The organism is Micromonospora musae (assembly GCF_003626545.1).
GTDB lineage: Bacteria > Actinomycetota > Actinomycetes > Mycobacteriales > Micromonosporaceae > Micromonospora > Micromonospora musae.
This window is the reverse complement of the sequence record NZ_RAZS01000007.1, coordinates 1-16,022: the sequence shown is the minus strand read 5'-3', so window position 1 is coordinate 16,022 and position 16,022 is coordinate 1. Positions and strand designations below refer to the sequence as shown.

Genomic DNA, 16,022 nt, shown 5'->3' with positions numbered 1-16,022 from the left:
GTTACGCCGGCGTTATGCCGGCACCGGGCACCATTGGGCGGGTGAGAGTGCTGGTGGTGGAGGACGAGAGCGTGCTCGCCGAGAGCATCGCCGAGTGGCTGCGCCGGGAGGCGTTCGCCGTGGACGTCGCGTACGACGGCGACGCGGCGCTGGAACGGCTCGGTGTGAACGACTACGACGTGGTCGTCCTCGACCGTGACCTGCCGGTGGTGCACGGCGACGACGTGTGCCGGGCGATCGTCGACAGCGGCGGGGAGACCCGGGTGCTGATGCTCACCGCTGCGGCAGCCGTACGGGAGCGGGTCGCCGGCCTGGCGCTGGGCGCCGACGACTACCTGACGAAGCCGTTCGCGCTCGTCGAGCTCTCCGCCCGGGTGCACGCGCTGAGCCGGCGGGCTCGCCGGGCCGCTCCGCCCACTCTGACCCGGGCCGGCATCGTGGTCGATCCGGCCCGCCGCGAGGTGCACCGGCAGGGCCGGTACGTGCCGCTGTCCCGCAAGGAGTTCGCCGTGCTGGTCGAGTTGATGCGGGCCGACGGCGCGGTCGTCTCGGCCGAGGAGCTGCTGGAACGGGTCTGGGACGAGCACATCGACCCGTTCACCAACGTGGTCCGCGTCACCGTCATGAAGCTGCGCCGCAAGTTGGGCGAGCCGCAGGTGGTCGAGACGGTCCCCGGCGTGGGATACCGGATAGCGTGAAGCGACTCTCCCTCCGGGCCCGGCTCACCCTGATCTACGGCGGAATCTTCCTGGTCGCCGGGCTGGTCCTGCTCGCGGTCACCTATGTGCTGGTCGACCAGCGCACCGCTGCGCCGTTCGGGGTGGCGCTGCGCGACGTGAAGCCGATCGTGCAGGGGGTGGAGGGGAAGCTCACCGGTGACCAGGCCGAGCAGCTGCGGCTGATCGTCCGGAAGGTTCAGGGCGACGCGCGGAACCAGACGCTCGACTCGCTGCTCACCCAGGGCGGGATCGCGCTGGGCCTGGTCTCCGTGGTCGCGATCGCGTTCGGCTGGCTGGTCGCGGGTCGGGCGCTGCAGCCGCTGCACCAGATCACGGGGACGGCGCGGCGGATCGCCGGTGCCGACGTGGCGGGCCGCGGACTGCACGAACGCATCTCGCTCTCCGGGCCGGCGGACGAGGTACGGGAGCTGGCCGACACCTTCGACGAGATGCTGGAGCGGCTGGACCGCTCCTTCGACGGGCAGCGCCGGTTCGTCGCGAACGCCTCGCACGAGCTGCGGACCCCGCTCGCCCTGAACCGGTCCCTGATCGAGCTGGCGGTGAGCCGGCCCGACGCGTCGGAGGACGTACGCCGGCTGGGTGAGTCGCTGCTGGCGGTGAACGAGCGGCACGAGAGGTTGATCGACGGGCTGCTGACCCTCGCCGACTCGGAGAAGGAGCTGACCGCCCGGTCCCGGATGGACCTGGCCGACGTGGCCGACCACGTGCTGGACCAGGTCGTCGGCGAGGGCGCCGGCCCGACCGTGACCCGGCAGTTGCAGCCGGCGCTGGTGGTCGGCGATCCGGTGTTGCTGGAGCGGCTCACCACCAACCTGGTGGAGAACGCGCTGCGGCACAACGTCCCCGAGGGCGGCCGCGTCGACGTGCGTACCGGCGTGCGGGACGGCCGCGCGACGCTGGTCGTGAGCAACACCGGTCCGACGGTGCCGAGCTACGACGTGGAGGCCATCTTCGAGCCGTTCCGCCGCCTTTCCGGCGAGCGGGTGGGCAGCGGTCGCGGTTTCGGACTGGGGCTCTCCATTGTCCGGGCCGTGGCGCGGGCGCACGGTGGCACGGTCTCCGCCCATCCGCGCGACGGCGGCGGCCTGGTGGTGACGGTACGACTGCCCGAGGCCCCGACCCCCCAACCCCCCGTTCCCGGCGTACCGGATGACCCCGCAGGAACCCGTCGATCATGAGGTGAGCGGCGCGGCACGCCGTGCCGGGCACCGCCAACCTCATGATCGACGCAGGTGGGCGCGAGCAGGGTGCGGCGGGGTCAGCGGAAGAAGGCGCGGAGCACGGCGGCGGTCTCCTTCTCCAGCACTCCGCCGTAGACCTCGGGGCGGTGGTTGAGCCGCCGATCACGCAACACGTCCCAGAGCGACCCCACCGCGCCGGTCTTCGGCTCCCAGGCGCCGAAGACCACCGTCGAGATCCGGGCCAACGCCAACGCGCCGGCGCACATCGTGCAGGGCTCCAGCGTGACCACCAGCGTGCAGTCCTCCAACCGCCACCGCCGCAGTCGCTGCGCCGCCCGGCGCAGCGCCAGCACCTCGGCGTGCGCGGTCGGGTCGCCGGTCAGCTCACGCTCGTTACGCCCGATGGCCAGCTCGGTGCCGTCCGGCCCGTAGACCACCGCGCCGACCGGCACGTCCTCGACGGGGCTCTCCCCGTCCTCCCGGCCGCCGGCCGCCGGGCCGGTCACCGCGACCTCCAGCGCCCGGCGCATCCACAGCTCGTGCCGCTGCCGCCGTCCCGGCTCACCCGGATCGGCCAGCCCCTCGTCGGCACCCGGCCCGACCCGCCCGAGGCGGCCGGGTGTCGGCTGCCCGGGACGTACGGTCTCGAACGCCGGATCGGTGGCGTCCGCCGGTTCCCCACCCGAGGGGAGAAGCGGCGCGCCACCAGCCGGGTCAGACCTCACGCAGCTCCTCGACCTCGTCGGCGCAGCCCAGCACCTGGCAGACCTCGGCGGTCACGTCGGCGGGCAGCAGCCCCTCCTCGGCGCAGAGCGAGAGCAGCTTCTGCGCGGAGATGCCGAGGTCGGCCAGGAGGTCCGCGTCGCCGACCGGATCGGCCTCGGGGTCGACGGCCGGCTGCTCGCTCTCCTCGCCGCCACCGTCGCCGGAGCGGGGCTCGTCCACCTCGTCCAGCCCGGTGACGGAGGTCTTCAGGTCACCGACGAGCAGCGCGCCCAGCCGGGACTCCTCCGCGTACGCCGAGTCGGAGCCGAAGATCCGCAGGTCCTCGCCCTCGTCGAGACGCATGATCACCAGGTAGGTGTCGTCGGCCTCGACGAAGAGCAGCGACAGGTCGGCGTCCTGATCGACGTCGCGCAGCCGGTCCGCGACCTCGTCGATGTCGGTGGCCCCTCGCAGGTTCACCTCGGCGGCCGTCCAGTCGCCCGCATCGCGCACCACGGCAGCAGCGAAGTACGACACGTTCCCCCCAAAAACCTCGGCACAGCACGCCGCCTCGTTACGCGTGCACGTTAGCCGGTCGGGTCGGCGGGCGGTTGGTCAACGCCCCGAAGGGCAGGTCAATCCTGCCAAAGTCATGGCCGTCTCAGCCGGCCAGCCGCCGCCTCGTGGCGATGAGCTGCCGCAGCCGCGCGGTACGCAGCCGCTGCGGGCGCTCGCGCTGGCGTACCGCCCGGGCCCCGGCCAGATCGGCGAGGAGCTGCAGGCGGCGGCGGCTGCGTTCGGGATCGAGCCGCGGTGTGGTCCAGGCCATGCTGCCGAGCGTGCCGAGTCCACCGGCGCACGTCAAGCCGGGTTCCGGAGCGCAGCCGACCGGCCACGCGACGCAGTCACCAGAGCGGCCAGTTCCCGCTGGTCGCCCACCGTACGGCCACCACCGCGGCCGCGATGCTCCAGCCGCCGGCGGTCACGATCGCGATCCCGGCGGCGACCCCACGATCGCCGTGGCGAACCAGCACCAGGGCCGCGAGCCAGGCCAGCAGCCCGGCCAGCAACGTCCACCAGGCGTAGCCCGACACGTCGGTGCCGAGCAGCCCGAAGAGGAGCAGCCAGACGACGGCCACCCCGCCGCCCACCGCCACGCCGATCCCGGTGACCGGATGCGGCTCACGGTAGGTGGGCCGGGTCGGCGGCCCGGCCGGAAAGAGCCCCGAGGGGTTACGCGTCGGCGGACGGTAACCGGCACCCGGGTCGTACGGAAGGGGCTGCTGCCCGGTCGTCACGCCTCGCCTCCCCTCAGCCGGAACGCTCGTTCCACCGTACCGACTCTGCCAGGATGACCGGATGCCGTCGCCGACGATCAGACGCCGCGCGTACCCGGTCCTGCTACTGCTCGCCGCGGCCCTCGCCGCGGGCTGCGCGTCGACCCGGCCGGGGGTGCCGCCGGGCGGCACGACACCGAGCCCACCGGGCGCGCCGGCCAGCGCGGACCAGCCGGCCGCGCCGGATCCGACCGGCTCGGCCCCGCCGCGCACCACTCCCGCGACGCCGGCCACCCCCCGTGGCGACCTGCGGCACGTCTTTCCGGTCCGGTCCGGCAAGGTCGCGTACCACAAGACGCACTCCGGCTACCCGGCGACGGACATCTTCGCCGACTGCGGCGAGCCGGTCGTCGCGGTCACCGACGGCACGATCCTCGAGGTGAGCCGGGTGGACCGGTTCGACAAGCGGGGCCCGCTCGGGCCGAACAACGGCGGGCTCTCGGTCGCCCTGCTCGGTGACGACGGGGTGCGGTACTACGGCTCGCACCTCAGCGCGATCGCGGACGGTGTGGCGGCCGGCGTACGGGTCCGCGCCGGCCTCAAGCTGGGCGAGGTGGGCCGCACGGGCAACGCGAACAACGTCTGTCACCTGCACTTCGGCATCTCCCCGCGCTGCTCCGGGCAGGACGGTTGGTGGATCCGGCGGGGCGTCATCTGGCCGGCACGCTACCTCGACTCGTGGCGCAAGGGCGGCAACCGGGCACCGGCCTCCGAGGTCACCGCCTGGCAGCGGCGGCACGGCTGCCCGAAGGCTCCCTGATCGGCGCGGCGGCGACTAGGTTCGACGAATGAAGGCCCGGGACCCCATCGCCGACCTGCGACGGATCGCGTTCCTGCTGGAGCGGGCGAACGAGGCGACCTACCGGGTGCGGGCGTTCCGCTCCGCGGCCAAGACGCTCGCCGCGCTGCCGTCGGCGGAGGTGGCCGAGCGGGCGAGGGCCGGCACCCTCACCGAGCTGTCCGGCGTCGGTGATGTCACGGCCCGCTGTGTGGCCGAGTCGCTGGCCGGCGAGGAGCCCGTCTACCTGCGCCGACTGCTCGCCACCGAGGGCAGCGACCTGGACGCCGAGGCGACCGCCCTGCGTACCGCGCTGCGCGGTGACTGCCACACGCACTCCGACTGGTCGGACGGTGGTTCGCCGATGGAGGAAATGGCGCTGGCCGCAGTGGAGTTGGGGCACGAGTACGTGGTGCTGACCGACCACTCGCCCCGGTTGACGGTGGCCCGCGGGCTGACCGCCGACCGGCTGCGCCGCCAACTCGACCACGTGCAGACGGTGAACGAGGCGCTCCCCGAGGGGTTCCGGATCCTCACCGGCATCGAGGTGGACATCCTCGCCGACGGCTCGCTCGACCAGGACGAGAAGCTGCTGGCCCGGCTCGACGTGGTGGTCGGCTCTGTGCACAGCGGCCTGAACGACGAGCGGTCGAAGATGACCCGGCGAATGCTGACCGCGATCGCCAACCCGCACCTGGACGTGCTCGGGCACTGCACGGGGCGGATGGTCTCGTCCCGGCCGGCCGCTGTCACCGGGCCGGGCGACCGCGGGCACCGGGCCCGTACCCGCAAGGAGAGCGACTTCGACGCGGACGCCGTCTTCGCCGCCTGCGCGGAGCACGACGTGGCCGTGGAGATCAACTCGCGGCCGGAGCGGCAGGACCCGCCGAAGCGGCTGATTCGTCGCGCGCTGGAGGCGGGCTGTCGCTTCGCCATCAACACGGACGCGCACGCGCCCGGGCAGCTGGACTGGCAGCGGTTCGGCTGCGAGCGCGCGGCCCGCTGCGGCGTGCCCGCCGACCGGGTGATCAACACCTGGTCGGCGGAGCAGCTCGTCGACTGGACCCGCCGGCGCTCCTAGCGATCCCCGAAGCCCCGATCGGCCCGGCTACCGGCCCTTTGCGGCGCTTCGCCGCCGGAGCACGGTCGCCGGGGCGCGGTCGCCGCCGGCTACCGGCTGTAGCGGCGCTTCGCCGTCGGGGCGCGGTCGCCGGCCGCGATCTCAGCGGCGGGTCGCCGGTTCGACGGCGGGCACGGCGGGCACGCCGACCCCGACCGCCGCCCGCCGACGGCGGCCGATCAGGCCCTGCGACACGGCGACGCCGAAGAGCACGACCAGGGCGCCGGCCGGCTGGTGCCAGTTCATCCGCTCGCCGAGGGCCAGGGCGCCGATCAGCACCGCGAAGACCGGGATCAGGTAGGTCACGGTGGAGGCCGTGCTCGCCCCGGCGACCCGGATGTTGCGCATGTTGATGACGAAGGCGAGGCCGGTGCCGAGCGCACCGAGCGCCAGCACGCTCCCCACCACGCGCGGCGACAGCTCGGTCGGCAGTGGGGGCGCCCCGGCCACCAGCGGTGTGACGATCGCCAACTGCACCGTGGCGAGCAGCAGCTGCGCCGCGGAGAGCGAGAGGCCGGAGTGGTTGCTGCCCGCCACGAACCGCTTCTGGTAGGGGATGGCGACGCCGTAGCAGGCGGCCGCGCCGAAGCACATCAGCTGGCCGGCGAAGTGCGCGCCGCCGACCCCCTCCCAGACACCGAGCACCACGAGCACGCCGGCGAAGCCGAGGGCGAGGCCGACCGCCCGTCGCGTGGTGAGCCGCTCGGTGCGGAAGACGAGCACCGCCAGCGGCAGGACGATCAGCGGCGTGGTGGCGTTCCAGATGCCCGCGAGCATCGACTCGACCCGCTGCTCGCCGTAGCCGAAAAGGGTGAACGGTACGGACACACCGAAGGCGGCTACCACGAAGAGGTGCGCCCAGACGCGGGGCTCGCGGGGCAGCCGGTCGCGGAGCACGGCGAGCACGACGAGCAGGGTGAGGGCTCCGGTGACGACCCGGTAGAGGGTCAGCTGAAGCGGGTGGAGCTCCTCGACCCCGACCTTGATGAAGAGGAAGCTCGACCCCCAGATCGCGGCCAGGGCGAGGAAGCCGGGCAGCCAGCTGCGAAGCGCCGGCCTGTCAGGAGTGAAGTGGTCCGTCACCCCTGACACTTTGCCGAAGGCGTACGACAATGTCGCCCGACTTTCGGACCGAAGGTGCGACAGCACCTACATTGATGGGGCGTTGACCAGCCGAGGAGGTGCATCCCCATGGCGATGCCGATGCGTTTCGACCCGCTCGTCGATTTCGACGGCCTGTGGACCACCCAGCTCGCCGACCGCTACCTCCCGCTGCCCGAGCTGCCGCACGCGCGTTACGAGTGCATCGACGGAAGGCTGGTCATGACCCCCGCAGAGGCCGGCACCAACAGCTACGCCGAGGGCGAGCTGATCCACCTGTTGAAGCCCGCCGCAAAGGCGGCCGGCTTCTACGTGTACGGCCAGGTCAACCTCACCTTCAACCCGCAGCGCTGGATCCAACCGGACGTCACCGTCCTGCACACCGTGCCGGCCACCGACGACGAGGACCGGTGGATCCCGGCGGACTACTGTTCGATGGCGGTGGAGTTCGTCTCGCCGGGCAGCCGGCGACAGGACTTCGTCGACAAGCCGCGCCGCTGCGCGGAGGGCGGCGTGCCGCACTTCATGCGGGTGGAGATCTCCCGTCGCCTACGGCACGTGGCGGTCGAGCTCTTCTCCCTCGCGGGCGGGGCGTACGTGAGCACCGCTCAGGCGGTGAGCGGAGAGTTGCTGAAGGTCGACCTACCGTTCCCGATCGAGTTCGATCCGGCGGACCTGCTGCCCTGAACTCGGTAAACGGGCTCGACACCGGGCGGGACCGGTCCCGTAGGGTCGCCGTGTGGGACGAATCGACGAACTCGCGAACCGCTACGTGGCCGAATGGGCGCCGCTCAGCCCGACCGGCGCCACCTACGTCGGCATCGCCGGCTACGACGACAAGCTCGACGACCTGACGCCCGACGGGTACGCGGCCCGGGCCGACCTGACCCGCCGCACCCTGGCCGACCTGGACGTGACCGAGCCGGAGACCGAGGCGGAACGGACCGCCAAGGAGGCCATGCAGGAGCGGCTCGGCCTCGACCTCGCCCGCCACGAGGCGGGTGAGACGACCAGCGAGGTCAACGTGATCGCCAGTGGGCTGCACGACCTGCGCATGGTCTTCGACCTGATGCCCAACGAGGGCGCGGACGCCCAGGCGAACATCGCGGCCCGGCTGAACGGCTTCGCGGCCGCCCTCGACGGCTACAAGACCACGCTGCGTGAGGCGGCCGCCGCCGGGCGGGTCAGCTCGAAGGTGCAGCTGGTCGAGGTGGCCAAGCAGTGTGACGTCTGGGTCGACCCGGACGGCGACAACTTCTTCCACGGTCTGGTCGAGCGGCTGGGCGCGGACGGCACGATCGGCGCCGAGCTGCGCCGGGGCGCGGCGGCGGCCACCGCGGCGACCGCCGAGTTCGGCCAGTTCCTGCGCACCGAGCTGGCCCCGAAGGGGCGGGAGAAGCAGGCGGCCGGCCGGGAGCGCTACGAACTGGCCTCGCAGTACTTCCTCGGTGCCAAGATCGACCTGGACGAGACGTACGCCTGGGGCTTCGCGGAGCTGGCCCGGCTGGAGGGCGAGATGCGGGCGGTGGCCGCGCGGATCGTCGGTCCGGGCGCGAGCATCGACGACGCCGTACGGGCGTTGGACGCAGACCCGGCCCGCACCATCCGGGGCAAGGAGGCGTTCCGCGACTGGATGCAGGCGCTCGCCGACAAGGCGATCAGCGAGCTGCACGGCACCCACTTCGACATTCCGGAGCAGGTCCGCCGGATCGAGTGCTGCCTCGCCCCGACCAGCGACGGGGCGATCTACTACACCGGGCCGAGCGAGGACTTCTCCCGCCCGGGGCGGATGTGGTGGGCGGTGCCGCAGGGCATCACCGACTTCTCCACCTGGCGCGAGGTGACCACGGTCTACCACGAGGGCGTGCCGGGTCACCATCTCCAGGTCGCGCAGACCGCGGTCCGGGCCGACCTGCTCAACCGCTGGCAGCGGCTGCTCTGCTGGGTCTCCGGGCACGGCGAGGGCTGGGCGCTCTACTCGGAGCGGCTGATGGACGAGCTGGGCTACCTGGAGGATCCGGGCGACAAGCTCGGCATGCTCGACGGGCAGGCGATGCGCGCGGCCCGGGTCATCGTCGACATCGGCATGCACCTGGAGCTGGAGATCCCTCGGGACAACCCGTTCGGCTTCCACCCGGGTGAGCGGTGGACGCCGGAGCTGGGCTGGGAGTTCATGCGGGGGCACTGCCGGGTGCCGGACGAGAACCTGCGGTTCGAGTTGAACCGCTACCTGGGCTGGCCGGGGCAGGCGCCGTCGTACAAGGTGGGCGAGCGGATCTGGCTGCAGGCCCGGGACGAGGCGAAGGCCCGCAAGGGCGCCGACTTCGACCTCAAGGAGTTCCACCGGCAGGCGCTCGACCTGGGCGCGCTCGGTCTGGACCCGCTGCGTCGGGCGCTCGCCCGGCTCTGAGCACCGCTGGGACGGCCGGGGGCGGCGGTTGCCGCGCCCGGCCGTCGCCCGCGTCAGGCCAGGTCGATGTGCAGGGGCCCGGCGGGCTTCTTCGCGGTCAGGGTGTCGCAAGCGATGTACGCCAGGTCGACCTCGACGTCGGTGAAGGTGATGGGCACCGGTGAGGTGACAGGTATCCCGTCCGGGAAGGGCAGGTCCGGGGTGAGCGTGACCTTCACCCCGGCGAGCCGCCCGACGTACCGGGTGGCGTAGAAGGCCACCTCGCCCTTCACGGTCAGCTGTTCGGTGACGTACCGGACCGTCTTGCCCCGCGGGCCGCCCACCTTCAGGACGAAGTCGTTCGTGACGGCCTTGTCCATGGTGAACATCAGGGTCTTGAGCTTGCCGTCGGCGGTGTCCAGCTCGGCTATCCCCGCGAAGTGCAGGCCGGTCATGGTCTGCTTCGAACCGGTGAGCTTTCCGGGTTTGGCGGCGACCTTCGGCACGTCCGGGTCGGTGGCGACCCGGGGCAGCGGCTTGCCGACCTCGACCGGCTTCGGTCGGCCCGGGGCGGGCGTCCCACACGTGTCGCGGGCCGGCTTGCCCGGCTTCGCCGACGGCACACCGGGCGAAGCGGCCCGGGTCGGTGTGCTCGCGGCGCCGGCACCGGGTCGGGTGGCGGTCGACGGGGACGCCTCGCGGTTCTCGTCGGGATCGTCCGAGTCGTCTCCGGTGATCAGGCCGGTGATCCCGTCGACGATGTCGGTCAGCAGGTTGCCGTCCGACGGTTCGTCCGGGGCGGGCGCGGCGCTCGACGTCGAGGGGCTCGGCGAGCCCGACGCGCTCGGCTTCACGGTGGGCTCCGCGGTCGCCGTCGGCCTCGGGCAGGCGGGGGCGGCGGCCGCCGGCTCGACGGACCGGAACCCGACCAGCCCGGCCGCGGCGGACACCGTGACGACGAGCAGGATCGCGTACGTCTTCGGACCGCGGTGTCGGCCGCCGGCCGGTGGCTGCGGGTCGACGTCGGGCCCCTGCCTGGTCTCCGCCCCGCTCTTCGCGGACGGCTCGGCGGGCGCCGGCTCCCGCAGCGGGTTACGCGGCGGCGGCGGCACGTCGGCGAGGACACCGGTCGGCTCCTCGTCCCGCTGTCGCGGCATCAGCTCGTCCACCAGCGCGGCGTCGTCGACGTCGGCCGGTTCCGTCCCGGCCTCCCGGTCGTGCCCGGCCTCCGCCTCGGACGGCTCCTCGGTCTTCGTCGGCGCCGCCGGGGTCTTGCTCGGTACCCAGGCGAAGCCGAGCGCGCTGCCGACCATGCCGAGCAGCAGGCCGAGGAAGAAGCCGCCGAGGTTCACCCCGATCAGGGAGTAGACGGCGGTGATCGCCGCGACCACGGCGTAGAAGGTGCGTTGTGCCGGGCTGAACCAGAAGAGCAGCCCGCAGGTGATCAGGATGGCGGGGATCAACCAGGTCAGGAAGCCGGTCGGCCCCATCTTGAAGACGAGGCCGTTGAGGCTCATCTGGGTGCTGCCGAAGATCACCAGGCCGGCCAGCATGGTGAAGAGACCGCCCCAGAACGGCCGCTGCCGCCGCCAACGGCGGAATCCGCGCCACGCCCGGCCCAGCCAGCCGGACGGGCCGGTGCGGGCTTCTTGCGACTCGGCGGTTGTCACGTGCTCCTCCTGGCGCTGCTGACGGGGTGGGACATGGACGAGGCCCGCGGAGGGCGCCCTCCGCGGGCCTCGGCGTCAGGTCACTTGGGGTCGGGGAAGCACTCCTTGGCCTTGTCGCCCACGTTGACCTTGAGCTTCAGGCCGTTGAGGGTGAACGTGCCGGCGCTGGTGGAGCGGGCCACCTGCCGGAGGTCCTTGATGACCACCTTGTCCGCGCTCTGCCCGAAGGACTTCGGCTGGGCGTGCTCGTTCAGGTCGGTCGCGTCACGGCCGATCTGGATGTTGGTGAACGTCGCGTCGCCCTCGAGGGAGTCCATGTCGATCAGCAGGCCCTTGGCCGTTGCCGGCTTCCCGCCGCCGCCGGCGTTGATGGTGAGCACGATCTTCAGGCCGGGAACGCTGGCGTTGACGGACTGGCAGAGGTCGTAGAGCTTGGCGTCGGCGATCTCGGAGACCGCCACCGGGTGGATGGTGCCGTTCTTCTCCTTGGCCATCCCGCCGTACTGCTCGAAGCCCTCGCCGACCAGTCGCGACGCGCCGACCTTGAAGGTCTGGCCGGACACGTCGAACGAGGCGGCGATGGCGCCGTTCGCCATGCCGAGGATGATGCCGCCGGCGACCGCGGTCGCCGGAACCATCATGGCGGCGAAGCGACGCCACCGGGTACCGCCGTTGGGTTGGCGGTCTTCCGATTCACTCACGGGATCCTCCTCGACGGGAATGTCGTCACGAGTCAGGGACGTGACTCGGGTAGGGAGAGCAAGGCGCTGCGGGGCCGTTGCCAACGGGCGGCGCAGTGCGCGGATGGATGCTCTCGCGAAGCGACCTAGCTCACAAGGGCCTGGCTACTGACCGGTAACCCAGGCGTGACAGGGCCGCCCCCGAGCATCACGAAGCGTCGACGAGCCATCGCGCATCCGTGCGCGACAAAGGGTTCAGATCTGGACGAGCTGGTCGGCGAATTTCACCTGCGGTAGCCGAGGCCGACGAAAGTCACAGTTAAGTAACGAAGAGCTGTCAATGCGCTGGGGATAGCGGATCCTCTGCCGTACGGGCGGCCCGAGTGGACGTACGGGTCAGCCGGGCTGGCCGGCGGTGAGCCACGAACCGAGCAGATGGCGGTCGATCGAGTCCACCCGGCCGAGCCGCCCGGCGGCGGCCCGAGCAGCCAGTTCGTCCCGGGTGAACCAGCGCGCCTCGATCAGCTCCACACCGTCCACCTTGACCTCCACAGACGCCGCCGTGGCGCGGAAGGCGACCATCAAACCGGCCGGAAACGGCCACGCCTGCGAACCCTGGTACGCCAGGTCGGTCACCTCGACACCGACCTCCTCGGTCATCTCCCGGCGTACCGCGTCCTCCAGGCTCTCGCCCACCTCGACGAACCCGGCGAGGGTCGAGTACGACCCCTCCGGCGCGCCCGCGTGCCGCGCCAACAGGCAGCGGTCCACCTCGGGGGCCTGGACCAGCACGATCACCGCCGGCTCGATACGGGGAAAGAACAGCCGCCCGCACTCCGCCCCCGAGCAGACCCGCACGTGCCCGCCACCACCGGCGGTGGTGACGGCGCCGCAACTGCCGCACCAGCGCTGCTGGCGGTGCCAGTAGAACAACCCCCGCGCGTACGCCTGCGCGGCCGCCTCCGCCGGGGCGAGATGACCGGCCAGCTTCCGCACGTCCACCGTCGACACCGCGCCGGCCAGCGCCACCGCGTCCGTCTCCGCGTGCCCGCTGAGATCGGCCGCGAAGACCGCCACGCCGCCGTCCAGACCGAGGAAGGCCGTCTCGGCCGCCGCTTCGAGCACCCGGACCGCGTCGACCCCGCTGAGCCGCACCGGAACGTTCTCGGCGGTCACGAGACAGCGGTCACGCCAGTGCGGCAGCACGACGCTCCGCTCGTCGGCGCGCAACGCCGCCATCCGGTCCTCGTCGGCGCGCAGCGCCCCCGCCCGATCGAGCCACCCACCGCCGTACGCGAACACCCCGTCGTCGATCCGCACCCCGCCACGTTGCCACGTACGGTCGGCGGCCACCAGGACCGCCAGGCCACCGGGTTGCGTGGCAGCCGGGTAGTACCGCCCCTGGTCGACATGTTCGGCGAGCCCTGGCCGGCACGGTGCCGAGGTGGCCGGCGTCGCGTCCGCCGGTCGGCGGAAGTGCCCGACACGCCGGACGACACGCCGGGCAGGGCGGACCCGACGACGACTGCCCGCCCGGCCGGGCGTTGGTTACCGTAGGTGTCCGTTCGGGGAAGGCCCCCGGGGACACGGTCGCGATCGAGGTTGCTGTGACGCTGTACGGCGAGAAGAGTCCGCCCGCCGACGACCGTCCCACCGTCCAGGTCACCGCGGTCACCTGGCCCGTCGACGAGTCCGAACCCACCGCCCCGGTCCCGCCACGCCGTGGACACCGGACCCGGCTGCTGGTCGCGGCCGGCGCCGCAGTCGCCGTGCTCGGCTCGGTGGCCGGAGTCGGCGCCTACGCGTACGCCGGTGACGTGCCACGCGGCACCACGGTGCTCGGGGCGGAGCTGGGCGGTCGCAGTCGCGCGGACGCCGTCCGGGAGCTGCGGGCCGAGCTGGACCGGCGTGCCGCCGCGCTCGCCGAGCCGCTCGCCCTGCGGGTGGGGGAGCGGGATCTCCGGATCGTGCCCGCCGAGGTCGGCCTCACGGTCGACGTGGCGGCTACCGTGGCGGCCGCGGCCGAGGCCGAGGCGCATCCGGTGAGCCGGCTGGTCGGCTCCCGGTCGGTGCAGCCCGTCGTCTCAGTCGACGTCGACCGGCTGCACGCCGCCCTGCAGAAGATGGCCGGTGACCAGGGCCGGAAGATGACCCTGCCGGCGATCACGTACGCCGGGACGACCCCGAAGGCGGTGCACCCGAAACCCGGCCTGGCGCTCGACCCGCAACGCTCCGCCGAGGTGGTCCGGGCCGGCTGGCTCGCCGGAGGACCGGTGACCGTACCGCTGCTCGAGTCGCACCCGGCCACCACCGGCGAGGAGGTGGACCGGCTGATGAAGGAGCTGGCCCGGCCGGCGGTCGCCGCCCCGGTCGAGCTCACCACCGACAAGGGCTCGGTGACCATTGCGCCGAAGGCGATCGCCAAGAGCCTGCGGTTCACGGCGGACCGGACCGGCAAGCTGACCGCACGGGTCGACGTGAAGCGGCTGCGCGCCGCACTCGGCGACGACCTCTCGTCAGTCGAGGTGCCGCCGAAGGACGCGCGGATGGCCGTGACGGCCGGCCGGCCGAAGGTGGTCGACCCGGGCCGTCCCGGTCGGCAGCTGGACACGGCGGGGCTCGCCCGGGACCTGCTCGCCGTTCTGCCGAAGGCGGACGGGCGCGTGGTGACCGGAACGCTCGCACCGGCGCAACCGGAGCTGACCGCGGAGAAGCTCGGTGGCCTGGGTATCAAGGAGAAGGTCTCCTCCTTCACCACCCGATTCACCGGCGGCCTGTCCTCGTCGCGCAGCCACAACATCGTCACCGTCGCCCGGGAGGTCGACGGCACGGTCGTGCTGCCCGGTGAGACCTTCTCGCTGAACGGGCACACCGGTGAGCGCGGCTACGCGCAGGGCTACCGGGACGCGCCCGTCATCCTCGACGGCAAACTGGTGCCCGGCGTCGGCGGCGGCATCTCGCAGTTCACCACCACGTTCTTCAACGCCACCTACTACGCGGGCCTGGAGGACGTCGAGCACAAGCCGCACTCGTACTGGTTCTCCCGGTATCCGGCGGTCATCGAGTCGACCATCTTCTGGCCGAACCTGGACTTCAGGTTCCGGAACGACACCGAGTACGGGCTGCTGATCGACACCTCGTACACGTCCAGCACCATCACCGTGTCGATCTGGAGCACGAAGATCTACGACAGCGTCAAGACGGAGTACGGCCCGCGCCGCGACATCACCACGCCGAAGACCATCTACCTGACGCCCGGGCCCTCCTGCATTGCGAGCAGCGGCATCAACGGCTTCGCCCAGGACGCCTTCCGGGTCATCCGCAAGGACGGCAAGGTCATCAAGCGGGAGAAGTTCAGCTGGCGCTACGACGCCGAGCCGCGCTACATCTGCGGCCAGGAGCCCTGACGGTCGCCGCCGGCACCGTGGTCGGGGCGCGCTCGCCGAGCGGCAACGCGGCTCAGCGCCGCGCCTCGACCAGACCCTGCCGTACGCCGTCCGCGTCCCGGTCGGCCAGGTAGATCGGGGTACCGGGCTGCTGACGCCAGCTGTCGTCGAGGCCGCCGCCGTCGACCGGGTCGAACCCGATCGCGTCGACCAGGTCCATGACCATCCGCTTGGCGTCGGGGTCGTCGCCCGCCACGGGCAGGGCGATCCGTCCAGGAGTGCCGGGCGGGGTGCCGTTCTCCAGCAGGTGCTGGGCGGCGATGGTGTTGAACGCCTTGACCAGGCGGGCGCCGGGGAAGTGGTCGGCCGTCCATCGGCTGGAGGCCGTGCCGTCCATCAGCTCCGGGATGTCGCCGTCGCGGTTCGGGTAGTAGTTGTCTGCGTCGACCACAACCTTCCCGGCGAAGAGCTCGCTCGGCAGGTCGGGGACGGCCACGAGCGGTACGGCGACCACCACCACGTCGGAGTGTTGGATCGCCTCCTCTACCGTGCCGGTCTCCGCGCCGGTCTCGCCGCCCAACGATCGCAGCGTCTGCGGGCCACGTGAGTTCGCCACCGTGACGTCGTGCCCTACTGCGGTCAGCCGGCGGGTCAGGTTGCCGCCGACATGGCCGGAGCCGATGACGCCGATCTTCATGGGCCGCTCCTCTGATCGTCGAGACGTGGTCCGTGCTCGACGCTACCGAGGGGGGCCTGCTGATTCGTGGGTTCGGCGGAGGGCGTCCAGGCCATACCTGAATTGCCCAGAAAACGCGTTCAGGGCCACCCCTGAAAGGGGTGACCCTGAACGGAAAGAATGTCCGGCGGTGTCCTACTCTCCCACACCCTCCCGAGTGCAGTACCATCGGCGCTGGAGGGCTTAGCTTCCGGGTTCG

15 protein-coding genes, 1 rRNA gene and 1 pseudogene are annotated in these 16,022 nt (G+C 72.2%); 7 read left to right on the top strand and 10 right to left on the bottom strand.

What is annotated here, in order from left to right:
• Positions 1-41: 41 nt before the first annotated feature.
• Complete coding sequence (locus D7147_RS20050; RefSeq protein WP_199716649.1) at positions 42-698, top strand: response regulator transcription factor; 657 nt, start codon at positions 42-44, stop codon at positions 696-698.
• Entirely contained in the window at positions 695-1,918 is a 1,224-nt protein-coding gene (locus D7147_RS20045) for a sensor histidine kinase (protein ID WP_120679966.1), read from the top strand. Before D7147_RS20050 ends, D7147_RS20045 begins: the two co-directional genes overlap by 4 nt.
• A gap of 80 nt (positions 1,919-1,998) precedes the next feature.
• Here D7147_RS20045 and D7147_RS20040 read toward each other — a convergent pair whose 3' ends face one another.
• The 4 genes from D7147_RS20040 to D7147_RS20025 all read right to left on the bottom strand — a co-directional run bounded on the left by D7147_RS20040 (position 1,999) and on the right by D7147_RS20025 (position 3,924).
• On the bottom strand, positions 1,999-2,451 hold the full coding sequence (locus D7147_RS20040; RefSeq protein ID WP_199716670.1) for a nucleoside deaminase: 453 nt from the start codon (positions 2,449-2,451) through the stop codon (positions 1,999-2,001).
• Between the two features lie 184 nt (positions 2,452-2,635).
• Positions 2,636-3,163, bottom strand: a complete 528-nt coding sequence (locus tag D7147_RS20035) for a tRNA adenosine deaminase-associated protein (RefSeq protein WP_120679962.1) — start codon at positions 3,161-3,163, stop codon at positions 2,636-2,638.
• Positions 3,164-3,287: 124 nt separating this feature from the next.
• Positions 3,288-3,455: a hypothetical protein gene (locus D7147_RS32710; RefSeq protein ID WP_199716648.1), complete on the bottom strand. Its 168-nt coding sequence runs from the start codon at positions 3,453-3,455 to the stop codon at positions 3,288-3,290.
• A 76-nt stretch (positions 3,456-3,531) separates the two neighbouring features.
• A complete protein-coding gene (locus tag D7147_RS20025; RefSeq protein ID WP_120679958.1) occupies positions 3,532-3,924 on the bottom strand; it encodes a hypothetical protein in 393 nt (130 codons plus the stop codon).
• Between the two features lie 61 nt (positions 3,925-3,985).
• Here D7147_RS20025 and D7147_RS20020 point away from each other — a divergent pair, with 61 nt between their 5' ends.
• Positions 3,986-4,723 (top strand): M23 family metallopeptidase, encoded by a 738-nt coding sequence (locus D7147_RS20020; RefSeq protein ID WP_120679956.1) that lies wholly within the window; start codon positions 3,986-3,988, stop codon positions 4,721-4,723.
• 28 nt (positions 4,724-4,751) lie between these two features.
• Positions 4,752-5,822 carry a PHP domain-containing protein gene (locus tag D7147_RS20015; protein WP_120679954.1) on the top strand — a complete coding sequence of 357 codons (1,071 nt, stop codon included), beginning with the start codon at positions 4,752-4,754 and terminating at the stop codon, positions 5,820-5,822.
• 141 nt (positions 5,823-5,963) lie between these two features.
• Here the strand turns inward: D7147_RS20015 and D7147_RS20010 are convergent, their stop codons facing one another.
• The gene (locus tag D7147_RS20010) at positions 5,964-6,944 is read right to left on the bottom strand and encodes a DMT family transporter (protein ID WP_120679952.1); all 981 of its coding nucleotides are present in this window, start codon (positions 6,942-6,944) and stop codon (positions 5,964-5,966) included.
• Between the two features lie 108 nt (positions 6,945-7,052).
• Between D7147_RS20010 and D7147_RS20005 the strand changes: the two genes are divergently transcribed.
• Together D7147_RS20005 and D7147_RS20000 are read left to right on the top strand one after the other, a co-directional pair.
• The gene (locus D7147_RS20005; protein WP_120679950.1) at positions 7,053-7,649 is read left to right on the top strand and encodes a Uma2 family endonuclease; all 597 of its coding nucleotides are present in this window, start codon (positions 7,053-7,055) and stop codon (positions 7,647-7,649) included.
• Between the two features lie 52 nt (positions 7,650-7,701).
• Positions 7,702-9,372 carry a DUF885 domain-containing protein gene (locus D7147_RS20000; protein WP_120679948.1) on the top strand — a complete coding sequence of 557 codons (1,671 nt, stop codon included), beginning with the start codon at positions 7,702-7,704 and terminating at the stop codon, positions 9,370-9,372.
• 53 nt (positions 9,373-9,425) lie between these two features.
• Here D7147_RS20000 and D7147_RS19995 read toward each other — a convergent pair whose 3' ends face one another.
• The 3 genes from D7147_RS19995 to nudC form a co-directional block, all read right to left on the bottom strand.
• Positions 9,426-11,021 carry a DUF6114 domain-containing protein gene (locus D7147_RS19995; protein WP_120679946.1) on the bottom strand — a complete coding sequence of 532 codons (1,596 nt, stop codon included), beginning with the start codon at positions 11,019-11,021 and terminating at the stop codon, positions 9,426-9,428.
• A gap of 80 nt (positions 11,022-11,101) precedes the next feature.
• A complete protein-coding gene (locus tag D7147_RS19990) occupies positions 11,102-11,662 on the bottom strand; it encodes a DUF6230 family protein (RefSeq protein WP_120680605.1) in 561 nt (186 codons plus the stop codon).
• 435 nt (positions 11,663-12,097) lie between these two features.
• A complete protein-coding gene (gene nudC / locus D7147_RS19985) occupies positions 12,098-13,021 on the bottom strand; it encodes an NAD(+) diphosphatase (RefSeq protein WP_233563252.1) in 924 nt (307 codons plus the stop codon).
• A gap of 287 nt (positions 13,022-13,308) precedes the next feature.
• On the opposite strand from nudC, the gene D7147_RS19980 reads away from it, so the two are divergent.
• Positions 13,309-15,108 carry a VanW family protein gene (locus D7147_RS19980; protein ID WP_120679944.1) on the top strand — a complete coding sequence of 600 codons (1,800 nt, stop codon included), beginning with the start codon at positions 13,309-13,311 and terminating at the stop codon, positions 15,106-15,108.
• Between the two features lie 52 nt (positions 15,109-15,160).
• On the opposite strand, the pseudogene D7147_RS19975 reads toward D7147_RS19980, so the two are convergent.
• Both D7147_RS19975 and rrf read right to left on the bottom strand, forming a co-directional pair.
• Positions 15,161-15,787 (bottom strand): annotated as a pseudogene (locus D7147_RS19975) (NADPH-dependent F420 reductase); the annotation flags it as partial.
• Between the two features lie 158 nt (positions 15,788-15,945).
• A 5S ribosomal RNA gene (gene rrf, locus D7147_RS33775) occupies positions 15,946-16,022 on the bottom strand; the annotation flags it as partial.

Coding starts and splice junctions, on each gene's coding strand:
- D7147_RS20040 (WP_199716670.1), bottom strand. CDS start 2,451: ATGCGCCGGGCGCTGGAGGTCGCGGTGACCGGCCCGGCGGCCGGCGGC.
- D7147_RS32710 (WP_199716648.1), bottom strand. CDS start 3,455: ATGGCCTGGACCACACCGCGGCTCGATCCCGAACGCAGCCGCCGCCGC.
- D7147_RS20020 (WP_120679956.1), top strand. CDS start 3,986: ATGCCGTCGCCGACGATCAGACGCCGCGCGTACCCGGTCCTGCTACTG.
- D7147_RS20015 (WP_120679954.1), top strand. CDS start 4,752: ATGAAGGCCCGGGACCCCATCGCCGACCTGCGACGGATCGCGTTCCTG.
- D7147_RS20005 (WP_120679950.1), top strand. CDS start 7,053: ATGGCGATGCCGATGCGTTTCGACCCGCTCGTCGATTTCGACGGCCTG.
- D7147_RS19990 (WP_120680605.1), bottom strand. CDS start 11,662: ATGATGGTTCCGGCGACCGCGGTCGCCGGCGGCATCATCCTCGGCATG.